The organism is Mesorhizobium sp. M1E.F.Ca.ET.045.02.1.1 (assembly GCF_003952485.1).
Classification (GTDB): Bacteria; Pseudomonadota; Alphaproteobacteria; order Rhizobiales; family Rhizobiaceae; genus Mesorhizobium.
On record NZ_CP034447.1, the window covers coordinates 1999370 to 2011810 of the forward strand.

15 protein-coding genes are annotated in these 12441 nt (G+C 64.2%); 9 read left to right on the forward strand and 6 right to left on the reverse strand.

The features are described from left to right. The first annotated feature begins 166 nt into the window (after positions 1 to 166). A complete protein-coding gene (locus tag EJ070_RS09520; RefSeq protein ID WP_126091122.1) occupies positions 167 to 604 on the forward strand; it encodes a metallopeptidase family protein in 438 nt (145 codons plus the stop codon). A gap of 291 nt (positions 605 to 895) precedes the next feature. Here the strand turns inward: EJ070_RS09520 and EJ070_RS09530 are convergent, their stop codons facing one another. Together EJ070_RS09530 and EJ070_RS09535 are read right to left on the reverse strand one after the other, a co-directional pair. Beyond that, positions 896 to 1102 (reverse strand): DUF1737 domain-containing protein, encoded by a 207-nt coding sequence (locus EJ070_RS09530; RefSeq protein ID WP_126091123.1) that lies wholly within the window; start codon positions 1100 to 1102, stop codon positions 896 to 898. A 144-nt stretch (positions 1103 to 1246) separates the two neighbouring features. Beyond that, entirely contained in the window at positions 1247 to 2128 is an 882-nt protein-coding gene (locus EJ070_RS09535) for a CoA ester lyase (RefSeq protein WP_126091124.1), read from the reverse strand. Positions 2129 to 2724: 596 nt separating this feature from the next. Here EJ070_RS09535 and EJ070_RS09540 point away from each other — a divergent pair. Genes EJ070_RS09540 through EJ070_RS09550 form a run of 3 tightly spaced genes read left to right on the forward strand, consistent with a single transcriptional unit; the run spans position 2725 to position 6170 of the window. After that, entirely contained in the window at positions 2725 to 3423 is a 699-nt protein-coding gene (locus tag EJ070_RS09540) for a response regulator transcription factor (RefSeq protein ID WP_126091125.1), read from the forward strand. Further along, positions 3411 to 4979 (forward strand): ATP-binding protein, encoded by a 1569-nt coding sequence (locus EJ070_RS09545; protein WP_126091126.1) that lies wholly within the window; start codon positions 3411 to 3413, stop codon positions 4977 to 4979. The genes EJ070_RS09540 and EJ070_RS09545 overlap by 13 nt, the downstream gene beginning before the upstream one ends. A gap of 24 nt (positions 4980 to 5003) precedes the next feature. After that, on the forward strand, positions 5004 to 6170 hold the full coding sequence (locus EJ070_RS09550) for an FAD-binding oxidoreductase (protein WP_126091127.1): 1167 nt from the start codon (positions 5004 to 5006) through the stop codon (positions 6168 to 6170). 159 nt (positions 6171 to 6329) lie between these two features. Here the strand turns inward: EJ070_RS09550 and EJ070_RS09555 are convergent, their stop codons facing one another. From EJ070_RS09555 to EJ070_RS09570, 4 genes are all read right to left on the reverse strand, one after another. Then, complete coding sequence (locus EJ070_RS09555) at positions 6330 to 6821, reverse strand: SRPBCC domain-containing protein (RefSeq protein ID WP_245464841.1); 492 nt, start codon at positions 6819 to 6821, stop codon at positions 6330 to 6332. A gap of 36 nt (positions 6822 to 6857) precedes the next feature. Next, positions 6858 to 7307 carry an SRPBCC family protein gene (locus EJ070_RS09560; protein ID WP_126091128.1) on the reverse strand — a complete coding sequence of 150 codons (450 nt, stop codon included), beginning with the start codon at positions 7305 to 7307 and terminating at the stop codon, positions 6858 to 6860. Beyond that, complete coding sequence (locus EJ070_RS09565; RefSeq protein WP_095809696.1) at positions 7304 to 7624, reverse strand: metalloregulator ArsR/SmtB family transcription factor; 321 nt, start codon at positions 7622 to 7624, stop codon at positions 7304 to 7306. Before EJ070_RS09565 ends, EJ070_RS09560 begins: the two co-directional genes overlap by 4 nt. A 76-nt stretch (positions 7625 to 7700) precedes the next feature. After that, a complete protein-coding gene (locus EJ070_RS09570; RefSeq protein ID WP_126091129.1) occupies positions 7701 to 8126 on the reverse strand; it encodes a GNAT family N-acetyltransferase in 426 nt (141 codons plus the stop codon). A 160-nt stretch (positions 8127 to 8286) separates the two neighbouring features. On the opposite strand from EJ070_RS09570, the gene leuD reads away from it, so the two are divergent. The 5 genes from leuD to leuB all read left to right on the forward strand — a co-directional run bounded on the left by leuD (position 8287) and on the right by leuB (position 12429). Continuing rightward, positions 8287 to 8892: a 3-isopropylmalate dehydratase small subunit gene (leuD, locus tag EJ070_RS09575; RefSeq protein WP_066991643.1), complete on the forward strand. Its 606-nt coding sequence runs from the start codon at positions 8287 to 8289 to the stop codon at positions 8890 to 8892. 65 nt (positions 8893 to 8957) lie between these two features. Beyond that, positions 8958 to 9887 carry a hypothetical protein gene (locus tag EJ070_RS09580; protein WP_126091130.1) on the forward strand — a complete coding sequence of 310 codons (930 nt, stop codon included), beginning with the start codon at positions 8958 to 8960 and terminating at the stop codon, positions 9885 to 9887. A gap of 334 nt (positions 9888 to 10221) precedes the next feature. Next, positions 10222 to 10605, forward strand: coding sequence for a RidA family protein (locus EJ070_RS09585; protein WP_126091131.1), 384 nt, complete (start codon positions 10222 to 10224; stop codon positions 10603 to 10605). Positions 10606 to 10664: 59 nt separating this feature from the next. Continuing rightward, positions 10665 to 11015 carry a VOC family protein gene (locus tag EJ070_RS09590; RefSeq protein ID WP_126095697.1) on the forward strand — a complete coding sequence of 117 codons (351 nt, stop codon included), beginning with the start codon at positions 10665 to 10667 and terminating at the stop codon, positions 11013 to 11015. A 310-nt stretch (positions 11016 to 11325) separates the two neighbouring features. Then, on the forward strand, positions 11326 to 12429 hold the full coding sequence (gene leuB, locus EJ070_RS09600) for a 3-isopropylmalate dehydrogenase (protein ID WP_126091132.1): 1104 nt from the start codon (positions 11326 to 11328) through the stop codon (positions 12427 to 12429). Positions 12430 to 12441 lie beyond the last annotated feature (12 nt).

Consider the following 12441-nt stretch of genomic DNA (forward strand, 5'->3'; position numbering starts at 1 on the left):
CAATTGTTCCTGTTATGTTCTTATAGATTCCAGAGGGCCTTGAAAGAGTCAAGCGGAGTCACAAGGAATTTATTCCTTTGCCCTTTGCCCTCCAAGTAGCCTGCCTGCCGGCTCATTTGCCTCAATCGGCGCGAAAGCCTATATGCCGGGATCAAAGGAAAACCTTATGGCCCGCATCTACAAGACCCGCACCTGGCACGATCAGCTCTCGCCATCGATGGAGGAAATGGAGCTTCTGGCGCTGGAGGCCTATGCCCATCTGCCGGAAGAGTTCCGCCAGCTCACCGGCGACATCGTCATCCAGATCGCCGATTTTCCGACGGACGAGATCATGGACGACCTGTCGCTGGAAACGCCCTTCGACCTGCTCGGCCTGTTCGAGGGGCGCGGCATCGCCGAGCGCTGGAACCCGCAGACCGGCGAGGGACCGAACCGCATCACGCTTTATCGCCGCGCCATCCTCGACTACTGGGCCGAGAATGACGAGACGCTGGGCGACATCGTCACCCATGTGCTGATCCACGAGATCGGCCACCATTTCGGCCTGTCGGACGACGACATGGAGCGGATCGAGGAAGCGGCCGAACAGACGGCGGCGGGGTGAGGGCTAAGCCATACAGGCTGGCGCCAAGCCACCCCCTCTGGCCTGCCGGCCATCTCCCCCTCAAGGGGGGAGATTGGCAGCTTCCCTCGACGGTGCTTTTCATTCAACGCTGGTAGTTGGCGAAATCAAAGGCGACGATCTGATCTCCCCCCTTGAGGGGGAGATGGCCGGCAGGCCAGAGGGGGGGTGTGAAGGAACGCGGCGTCACAGTTCCTTTTCTTATCGCCTAATCTCAAGGCTTTCGATCCTTGCTCCGCCTTAGGACGAAGTGAGAGGGGCGCCGCTCCATCCCTACCAATCGCCGAGCTTGGTGTCGGCGGTGTATTCCTGGCCTTCGACGTCCTTCACCACGGCCTGGCCGCAGCGCATCGACTTGGTCGTCTTGTCATAGGCATAGGTCGGCGAGCCGAACAGGTGCCAGCCCTTGTTAAGGGCCGCCGTCACCTTGTGGCAGAAGGTGGCGTCGTCCGGACCGGACAGAAAGCGGTAAAGTTTCATTTTTTCGACCCTGTCATGACCAATGTCTGTCTATGAACTATGAATGTCGCCCGCTGCACTTTTGGGCGACATTCTATTCCTTTGTTTTGACGCAATTCCGGACGGAAAACCGCTACGCACTTTTCCTGGAATTGCTCCAGCGCATCATGCGCCGATGATTGCGGCCTTCGCCAGAAGTTTCTCGGCCTCGGCCAGATGCAGCCGCTCGACCATGCGGCCGTCCAGCGCAATGACGCCCTTGCCGGCATTTTCGGGCCGCGAGAACGCATCCCGGATCGCGCGCGCCGCGGCCAGCGCCTCCGGCGCCGGCGAAAAGGCGCGGTTCGCCGGCTCGATCTGGGCGGGGTGGATCAGCGACTTGCCATCAAAACCCATGGCGGCGGCCTCGGCGCACTCTCGCGCCAGGGCGTCTAGGTCGCGAAAATCATTGGCGACGCCGTCGATCACGTCGAGGCCGCCGGCGCGGGCGGCGAGCACAAGCTGCATCAGCCAAGGCATGAGATAACGCCGGTCGGGCGTTGCCAAAATGCCCGTCGCTTTCACCAGGTCGTTCGTTCCGGCAACGAAACAAGCCAAGCGGGAAGCCGGGTCGCGACCAAGTTCGGCGATGGGGCCGATGTTGAGCAGCGCCTTGGGCGTTTCGATCATCGCCCACAGCTTCACCGTGTCGGGCGCGAAATTGTCGTCGAGCAGGTCGCCGGCCTCGAGGATGTCGCGCGGTGTGCCGATCTTGGGCAGGAGAATACCGTCCGGCCCGGCCTTGGCGACGGCCAGCAGGTCGTCGATGCCCCATTCGGATCCGAGCGGATTGATGCGAACCACAATCTCGCAGCGCCGCTGCGGACGCGCGGCCAAGACGCCTGCAAGTTTGTCGCGGGCTGAAACCTTGTCGGCGGGTGCCACGCCGTCCTCGAGGTCGATGATCACGGCGTCGCAGGCAAGCGAGGCGATCTTCGCCAGCGCCTTGTCGTTGGAGGCGGGCATGTAAAGCACCGAGCGGCGCGGGCGGTAGGGGTCACTGGTCATGATCGATCTATGCCGATTGGAGCGGGGCGAGGCAAGGCGCGGAGTAATCTCCCCCCTTGAGGGGGAGATGTCGCCGAAGGCGACAGAGGGGGTCCCCGCGCGTGAAGCGCCGGCGCCTTGCGCGACGAGAAATGACGCTGGCGATCTACGCGAGACGACCCCCTCTGGCCGCTTCGCGGCCATCTCCCCCTCGAGGGGGGAGATAGCGGCAGCGCCCTGCACGAAAACTGCAAATCCTTGCGGAAAACCTCCTCCGATCCGCCGTCAGCTTTCCGTTCCGGTCAGCCACACAGGGCGCCATGCGAACACATCACAAATCCCGCTGGTCCCTGCCCCGGCGCCTCCGCAACGAAGGCTGGTGGCTCGCCGAGCCGCAAAGGGTTCGCCCCACGGCGACGTTGCTGGCCTTTGTGCCGAGATCGCGGCGGATCGTTCGGAAGGCCAGGAAAGCCCGGCCATGACGGGCGCGCGCCGCCTGGGAAAACCGGTGCGCCTGGAATTTTCGCGACTGGCAATTGCGCCGCCGCACTCTCGACAAGCGCGGCGCGCTTGCTAATCCTGCCGTCACCAAACCCCATTCGCCGGACCTTTGATCCATGCCGCACAATATCCTCGTCGCCGACGACGATCCGCATATCCGCGAGATCATCTGCTTCGCGCTGGAAAAGGCCGGCATGAAGACGGCTGCCGTGGCCGACGGCGCAGCGGCGCTGCAGGCGGTCGAGCGCCGCGCGCCCGACCTCATCGTGCTCGACATCGGCATGCCGGAGATGGACGGGCTGGAAGTGTGCCGGCGGCTCCGGCAACGCTCCGACGTGCCGGTGCTGTTCCTGTCGGCGCGCGACGAAGAAATCGACCGCATCCTGGGGCTGGAGATGGGCGGCGACGACTATGTGACGAAGCCGTTCAGCCCGCGCGAGCTGGTCGCCCGCGTCAACGTCATCCTGCGGCGCGCCCGCCCAGTGGCGGTGGAGGAAGAAGCGGACGGCCGGCAGTTCGCGCATGGCAAGCTCATGCTGGTGCCGGCCAGCCATGCGGCGAGTTTTGAAGGCAAGCCGCTCACCTTGACGGCGATCGAGTTCGCAATTCTGAAAGGCTTCCTCGCCCGGCCGCAGCATGTGCTCGGCCGCGACGCGGTGATGGCCAATGCCTATGCCTCCAACATCCACGTCTCGGAACGCACCGTCGACAGCCATATCCGCAACATCCGCGCCAAGCTGGCGGCGGTCGGCTGCGTGGATGCGATCGCGACCGTGCATGGCGTCGGCTTCCGGCTCGGCCGATGCGGTGGTTGAGCAAGGAAAGCTGGCGGCCGCGGCTCGCCACCGTCGTCGTCGCCATCCTGATCGTGGTGATGGCGCTGCCGCTTGTCGGGCTGTTCTTCTTCCGGCTCTATGAGAACCAGCTGATCCGCCAGACCGAGGGCGAGCTCATCGCGCAGGGCGCGGTCGTCGCAGCAGTTTATGCCGACGCGGTGCGCGCGGCCGGCATTGCCCCGGAACGGTTGGGCGCGCCGATCTCGGCTGATCCTGCAAGGGACAGCAACTATCCCTACCAGCCGATCGAGCCGCAGCTCGATCTGGCTTCCGATGATGTCATGCCGTCGCGGCCGGCGGCGCTTCCCGCGACCGCCGATCCGGCCTTCGCGGCGATCGGCGCGCGGCTTAACGGCATCCTCGACGAGACGCAGAAGACGACGCTCGCCGGCTTCCGCCTGCTTGATCCGCATGGCGTGGTCATTGCCGGCGGCGACGAATTGGGCTTGTCGCTCGGCAAGGTCGAGGAGGTAGGGAGGGCGCTCTCCGGCGTCTATGCCAGCGAGCTCCGCTTAAGGATCCCCGACCAGCCGCCACCGCCGCTCTATTCGGTGAGCCGCGGCACCAAGGTACGCGTCTTCGTCGCCCTGCCGGTCGAGGTCGAAGGCCGAGTCGCCGGCGTGGTCTATCTGTCGCGGACGCCGAACAACATCGTCAAGCATCTCTACGGCGAGCGCGGCAAGGTCACGCTTGCGGCAATCGCGATTCTCGGCGGCACGTTGCTGATCGCGCTGGTGTTCATCCGCACCGTCAGCCGGCCGATCTATGCGCTGATCGAGCGGACAAAGCGCATCGCCGCCGGCGATCGCGAGGCGATCAGGCCGCTCGATCATCACGGCACGCGCGAGATGGCGGAACTGTCGGCCGCTTTCCTCGACATGGCGCAAAAACTGCAGGCGCGCTCCGACAGCATCCAGACCTTCGCCACCCATGTCTCGCACGAGCTGAAATCGCCGCTGACGGCGATCCAGGGCGCGGCGGAGCTTCTCAGGGATTCCGGCGGGACGATGGACGAGGCCGAGCGGCGGCGTTTCTCCAACAACATCGTTACCGATGCCGGCCGGCTCAATCTCCTGGTGCGGCGGCTGCTGGAGCTGGCGCGCGCCGAAAACCTCGCGCCGAGCGGCGAAAGCACGACGCTCAATGCCGCGCTGGCCCTGCTGCCGGTCGATGCCAGGCTGGAGGTGCGCACCGAGGGCGGCAATACCGGCCTTGGCATCTCGGGCGAGAATCTGGCGATCGTGCTCGCCAACCTCATCGACAATTCAGCCAGGCACGGCGCCAAGCAGGTTACGATCGGTGCCGAAAGCGCAGGCGAAAGGGCGGCCGTCCATTTCGGCGACGACGGCGACGGCATTTCGGTCAGCAACCGCGCAAAAGTGTTCGAGCCGTTCTTCACCACAAGGCGCGAGGCCGGCGGCACCGGCATGGGGCTGGGCATCGTGCTGGCCCTCCTGAAAGCCCATGATGGCACGATCAGGCTGGTTGACAGCGAGCGCGGCACGCGCTTCGAGATCAATTTGCCGGTCGCGTGAGGACCGGGTGGATCGGAGAGACAAGTGCGCTACGACATCGTCATCATCGGCGGAGCCATCGTCGGTTCCTCGGTCGCCTACTATCTGCGCGAAGAGGGCTTTACCGGCTCCATCGCGCTGATCGAGCGCGATCCGCAATTCTCCCATGCGGCGACGACGCTGTCCTGCGCCTCCATCCGCCAGCAATTCTCGATCCCGGAAAACATCCGCCTGTCGCAGTTCACGCTGAAACTGTTCCGGCGCCTGAAGGAGACTTTCGGCGCCGATGCCGACATCGGTTTTCGCGAAGGCGGTTATCTGATCCTCGCCGGCGAGGCGGGCCTGCCGATCCTCAAGGCCAATCACGAGGCGCAGATCGCCGAGGGCGCCGATATCGTGCTGGAGGACGCCGACCAACTCACGCGCCGCTTCCCCTGGCTGTCGGCCGAGGGTATTTCAGCCGGCGCCTATGGCCGCAGCGGCGAAGGCTGGTTCGACGCGCATGCGATGCTGATGCTGTTCCGCAAGGCGCTGCGCGAGAAGAACATCGACCTCATCACGGCCTCGGTCACGGGCATCGCGCGCCAGGGCAACCGCGTCGCGAGCGTGAGCCTCGACAATGGCGAGGCGCTTGAAGCCGGCATTATTGTCAACGCCGCCGGCCCGAACGCCGGCAAGGTCGCCGCTTTTGCCGGGCTCGAGCTGCCGGTCGAGCCGCGCAAGCGCAACGTCTTCGTCTTCGAGGCGCGCGAGAAATACGCCGACATGCCGCTGCTGGTCGATCCCTCCGGCATCTATGTGCGGCCGGAAGGCTCGGTCTACATCACCGGCGGCGCCGAACCAGAGGAAGGCGATCACGCACCCGATCCCAAGGATTTCGAGGTCAACTGGCCACTGTTCGAAGAGGTGATCTGGCCGGTACTCGCCACCCGCATCCCCGCCTTCGAGGCGATCAAGCCGACGCGCGCCTGGGTCGGGCATTACGACTACAACACGCTCGACCAGAACGCGGTGATCGGGCCGCATCCGGAGGTCGAAAACTTCCTCTTCGCCAACGGCTTCTCCGGCCACGGCCTGCAGCAGGCGCCGGCGGTCGGCAAGGCGCTCTCCGAGCTCATCGTGCATGGCGGGTATCGGACGGTGGATTGCACGGCGTTCGGGTATGGGCGCGTTGCGGAGGGCCGGGCGTTCCGGGAGCTGAATGTGATTTGAGGAGCGCCCCCTTCTCCCCTTGTGGGAGAAGGTGTCGCCGAAGGCGACGGATGAGGGGTGCTCCAGGGAACACCGGTCTCACTCCGCTGGAACACCCCTCATCCGTCTCGGCGCTGCGCGCCGATCCACCTTCTCCCACAAGGGGAGAAGGGGGAGGCGCTAAGCCGCCTGCTTTCCCTCGCCAAAATATCGTTGCAGCCACCCAAGCACTCTTGCCCAGCCTTCGGCATGCTCGGCCGCGGCGTCCGGGAAGCCGGCGAAACCGCCGTGGCAGATCGTGAGCTGCGTGCCGGCCACGGTCGGTTCCAGCAGATAGGCGACGGTGGTCTCGTGGCGGCCGAGCGTCGGATGGTCCCGCTCGTAGCGCCTCGTCTGCACGATGCGGCGCGGCATCTCGATCTCGACAAATCTCCCGCTGACGGGAAGATGCCCGCCGTCGGCAGTCTTCACGGTGACATTCCATCGGCCGCCGACGCGAAGATCGGCGGCCCAGCCAATCATCCGGTAGGTGTCCGCCGAGCCCCACCAGCGCCCGACCTCATCCGTGACGAGCGCGGCAAGAACTTGCTCGGGAGGGGCAAGGATTTCTGCCGAAGCCATGACCGTCTCGGTGTTCGCCATGGCCTGCGGCCAGGAATGCCCGAGCATCATCGCAACCTCCTTTCGTTTCGATTTCGAAACGATGCCTCAGCCCTTTGACGGCGGGCGCTCGAAACCCTTGCCGGTCTCGAGCAGGCTCTTCAGGCTCGCCAGGACCAGCGGCCAGCCCTTGGCGACGTTCTCGATCAGCCTGTGCGGTCCGTCGGCCTCGTGGGTGACGGCAAGCTTCATCAAATCGCCGTCCTGCTCGATGGTGAAGGTGCAGCGCGTGTAGCCGTCTTCCTTCAGCTCCGGCATCCATTCGTTGCGCCATTTGATGACGAGACGCCTGGGCGGGTCGATCTCGAGAATCTCGCCCGAGTCGGCGACGCGGCCGTCGGGGAAGATCAGCTTCCAGCTCGAGCCCACCTTCCAGTCGCTCTCCTGATAGGAGCAGAGGAAGAACTGCCGGTTGAACTCGGGGTCGGTCAATGCCGTCCAAAGCTTTTCGGGCGTGGTGCGGATATAGGTGACGTAGACGAAACTGTTGTCGCTCATGGCTCTTCCCTTTCAAGCCGCTTCTTCAGGTCGCTCAATGCATCCAGCCGATGGCGCTCGAACTTGCCGATCCAGCGCTCGGCGATCTCGTTGATCGGAACGGGGTTGAGGTAGTGCTCCTTCTCGCGGCCCCGGCGGACGGTGGTGACGAGGTTCGCTTCTTCCAGAATCGCCAGGTGCTTGGTCACCGCCTGGCGTGTCATGTCCATCCGTTCGCAGAGCGCATTCAGCGTCTGCCCGTTCCGGGCATAGAGGCTGTCCAGCAATTGCCGACGTGTCGGGTCGGCCAAGGCGCGAAAGACGGCATCCATGCTCATGGCCTTAATATGCAACCATTTGGTTGCATGTCAAGCGGCGTGACAAACCCAAGCAATCACTTGCCGGTGAATGGCGTCAGTGCTTGCGGGAGAACCAGAAAGCGTCGGTCATGCGTTTCATGCCGATGCGCTCGTAAAAACCGACGGCGTCGGGCAACGAGATCAGGCTGATGCCGACCGCAGGGCCGAGTTGCCGACGCGCCTCGTCCATCAGGCCCTTGCCGATGCCGAGCCCTTGCGCCGAGGCGGACACGGCGAGCTCGGAAATGTAGCAGACCCAGGAGAAGTCGGTGATGGCGCGCGCGAGGCCGACAAGCGGCCTGCCCTCGACATCGAGACGCGCGGTCAGCACCAGATTGGCATTGCCGAGCATCGTCTTCAGGCGGGCCTCGTCATCGACCGGCCGTGTTTCGCCGAGGCCGGATTCCACCAGCACGCGGCGGAATTCGGCAACATCGAGCGTGGGCTCGCTTGCGTAGAGGACCTTCGAAGTCGGCGCCATGCCGCCAAGGTGCCCGATCGATCGACGTTTTGAAAGCAGGCGATGCCGACCTTGTGTCCGATGGCCCAAACTCAACTGCCAACAGTTGCCTTTCATTTGCCGGCCGCTTTGTGTAAAGCGTGCGCCAGCAATTCCCGCAAAACCGAGACGGGCAAGGACCATGGACAAATTCACCAAGCTCACCGGCGTCGCCGCGCCCATGCCGATCGTCAATGTCGACACCGACATGATCATCCCGAAGGATTATCTGAAGACGATCAAGCGCACCGGACTTGGCACCGGCCTGTTCGCCGAAATGCGCTACAAGGACGACGGCTCGGAGAACCCGGATTTCGTGCTCAACAAGCCGGCCTACCGCAAGGCGCAGATCCTGGTCGCCGGCGACAATTTCGGCTGCGGCTCGAGCCGCGAGCATGCGCCCTGGGCGCTGCTCGATTTCGGCATTCGCTGCGTGATCTCGACCTCGTTCGCCGACATTTTCTACAACAACTGCTTCAAGAACGGCATCCTGCCGATCACGGTGAGCCCGGAAGATCTCGACAAGCTGATGGACGACGCCTCGCGCGGCTCCAATGCGACGCTGTCGATCGATCTCGAAGCGAAGGAAATCCGCGGGCCGGATGGCGGCGTGGTCAAGTTCGATCTCGACGACTTCAAGCGCCACTGCTTGCTGAACGGCCTCGACGACATCGGGCTGACCATGGAGAAGGCCGGCGCCATCGCTTCGTTCGAGAAGAAAAACGCTGAGCTGCGCCCCTGGGCCTGAAGCGTTGAACGGATAGACCCGGCCGCAAGCGGCCGGGTTCGTGGCGGCTGAATGGAGGGACAGTCATGACACACTCGCTTCTGGCTGGCGCTTGCGCGTTGGTGTGGGTGTTGATGCCGGTGGCCGGCGCCCATGCACAGACCGACAACGTGCTCGTACCGGCAGAGGATCCGTCCGGCGACGCCGCTGACCCCTCGAACACCGCCAATGCGACCCAGGCCGAGGACGACAAGCAGGCGCCGATCCCGTTCGAAGGCGGCCAGTTCACCATCACCCAGCAGGAACAGTATGGCGAGAAGGTGCTGGCCTATGACGGCAAGCAGCTCGCCAGCAATTACGACGTCTTCTTCGAGAAGATCGTCGAGGTCGGCGGGGTCAAGGTGGCGCTGTTCGATGTCGGCGATGGCGGCAACCAATGCGGCCCGGCCAGCGTCATCGCCTGGAAGACGGAGGGCGGCGAGATCCAGACCACCACGGTCGAGCAGGACGAGTGCGGCGCGCCGCCGGCCGCGGTTTCCGACAGCGACATCTATTACGTGCCCTATCTCCTGCCCGGCGAATCGCGGCCGGCGCTGCAATGGTCGCCGACCGGCGGACTGACGACGTCCGGCAACCTGACCTATACGCCGGAACCGGGCACCGACTGGAAGGATGTCGATCCGTCGAAATACGACAACATCATCGACGCCTTCCACAACGAGGCCGTCTACAAGGCCGGCGAGGCGCTGCTCGGAAAGGACATGCCCGACATGGCGACCAGCCTGCTGGTCGGCGGCGGCACCGAAAAGACCGCTTCCGGCGCTTTCTACGCCAGCGGTTGCGTGCCGCATGACTGCGGCGGCAATGACGGCTTCATGGCGGTCGACCCGGTCAAGCATCAGGTCTATTTCGCCCGCCGCGGCGACAATGGCGAACCGCAGGCCTGGCCCGACATGAAAAGCTGGCCGGCGGATATCAAGAAGGCGCTGGACGAGGCGCAGGGGTCGGGGAATTAGGGTTTTGGCAATGGTGCCGGCCGTGGGTCGCGTACCAGCGGGAAATGACCATCGCCGCGATCCTTCCCACCCCCTCTGCCCTACCGGGCATCTCCCCCGCAAGGGGGGAGATCGGTCGTCACCACGACTTTCGCTAATCTTCAATGTTGCAAGAATGGTGGCCTGCCGAAGCTGCTGATCTCCCCCCTTGCGGGGGAGATGGCCGGCAGGCCAGAGGGGGGTACTGTCCCGCCAGCATCAAAGAGATTTTTGCACCTCAAATCCGCATTGCTTGGCCTATGGCCAGATTGCCGCCGTCCCCGCAGAATGCCCGCAACAAAACGCGAGGCACCCCATGCGCAAGCTCATCTCCACCGGCTCCCCCTTCGAAAAAACCGCCGGCTATTCGCGCGCGGTGGTGCAGGGCGACTGGTGTTTCGTGTCGGGAACGACCGGCTACGACTATGCCACGATGACCATGCCCGAGACGGTCGAGGCGCAGACGCGCAACTGTCTCGCGACCATCGCAAAGGCATTGGCCGACGGCGGCTTCGACATGGCCGATGTCGTGCGGGCGCACTACTACATCACCGACCAGTCCTATGTTGACGTCGTCTTCCCGATCCTCGGCGAGGTGTTCGGCGACATCCGCCCGGCGGCGACGATGATCGTCTGCCAGCTCAACAAGCCGGAGATGAAGATCGAGATCGAGGTGACGGCGCTGCGGCGAACGGCCTGATACAGTCGCCCAAAATGCGGAGGGCTCCCGGACACGCATAAGGCAAGGAGTTGCTCATGGTGAAGGTCAGGCGCATTGTCGCCAATATCGAAACGCCCGACATCGCGGCGGCAAAGCGCTTCTATCAGGACGTCCTCGGCCTCGATCTGCTCATGGATATGGGCTGGATCGCCACTTACGGCTCGCAGGGCAGCATGACCATCCAAGTCAGCTTCATGGCGCAAGGCGGCTCTGGCACGCCGGTGCCCGACCTCTCGATCGAGGTCGACAATGTCGATGAGGCGCTCGATGCCATGAAGGCCGCCGGCTTCGCCATCGAATACGGGCCGGCCGACGAGCCCTGGGGCGTGCGGCGCTTCTATGTGCGCGACCCGTTCGGGCGCTTGGTGAATATTCTCTCGCACCGGTGAGGGCTTCTCTCGTTGGCGCTGCAGTTTGCGAGACGTCGGCGGGACAGCACCCCCCTCTGGCCTGCCGGCCATCTCCCCCGCAAGGGGGGAGATTGGACGCCATCTGCCTTTTCGCCAATTTTTGACGTCTGAAAGAGATGGCCGGCGGCGAAGCTGCCAATCTCCCCCCTTGCGGGGGAGATGCCCGGCAGGGCAGAGGGGGGTGCGAAGGATCGCCAAGTAACGAGGTTGTCCTCTTCCGGCTTGCGCGGCAAGCGCTAGCCGTTTAGCAAGGCCGCGGTTCAATTCTCTCTCTCCGGGACGTTTCTCCATGGCTTCCAAAAATCTCTTCCTGCTCGCCGGCGACGGCATCGGCCCCGAGGCCATGGCCGAGGTGAAGAAGTTGATTGGCGCCATGAACGCGAAGCTCGGCAGCGGTTTCGTCACCGACGAGGGGCTGGTCGGCGGCTGCGCCTACGACGCGCATGGCGCGGCGATCTCCGATGCCGATATGGCAAAGGCGATGGCGGCGGATGCAGTCCTGTTCGGCGCCGTCGGCGGGCCGAAATGGGACAAGGTGCCTTACGAGGTGCGGCCCGAGGCCGGGCTTTTGCGCCTGCGCAAGGACATGGAACTGTTCGCCAATCTTCGCCCGGCGATCTGCTATCCGGCGCTCGCGGCATCCTCCTCGCTCAAGCAGGACGTGGTCGAGGGCCTCGACATATTGATCGTGCGCGAGCTGACTGGCGGGGTCTATTTCGGCGAGCCGAAGCAGATCATCGATCTCGGCAACGGCCAGAAGCGCGGCATCGACACCCAGGTCTACGACACATTCGAGATCGAGCGCATCTCGGGCGTCGCCTTCGAATTGGCGCGCACGCGCAAGAACCACGTCACCTCGATGGAAAAGCGCAACGTCATGAAGTCGGGCGTGCTGTGGAACGAGGTGGTGAGCCAGACGCACAAGGCCAAATACAGCGACGTCAAGCTCGACCACATGCTGGCCGATGCCGGCGGCATGCAGCTTGTGCGCTGGCCGAAACAGTTCGACGTCATCGTCACCGACAATCTGTTCGGCGACATGCTCTCCGACATCGCCGCCATGCTCACCGGCTCGATCGGCATGCTGCCTTCGGCCTCGCTCGGCGCGCCGGACGTCAAGACCAAGAAGCGCAAGGCGCTCTACGAGCCGGTGCACGGCTCGGCGCCCGACATCGCCGGCAAGGGCATCGCCAACCCGATCGCGATGATCGCCTCCTTCGCCATGTGCCTGCGCTATTCCTTCGGCATGGTGGCGGAAGCCGACAAGCTCGAAGCGGCAATCGCCGCCGTGCTCGACGACGGCCTGCGCACCAAGGACATCATGTCCGAAGGCATGACCGAGGTAGGCACCGTTCAGATGGGCGACGCCATCATCGCCAAGTTCCTCGGCTGACAGCTTCGGCGC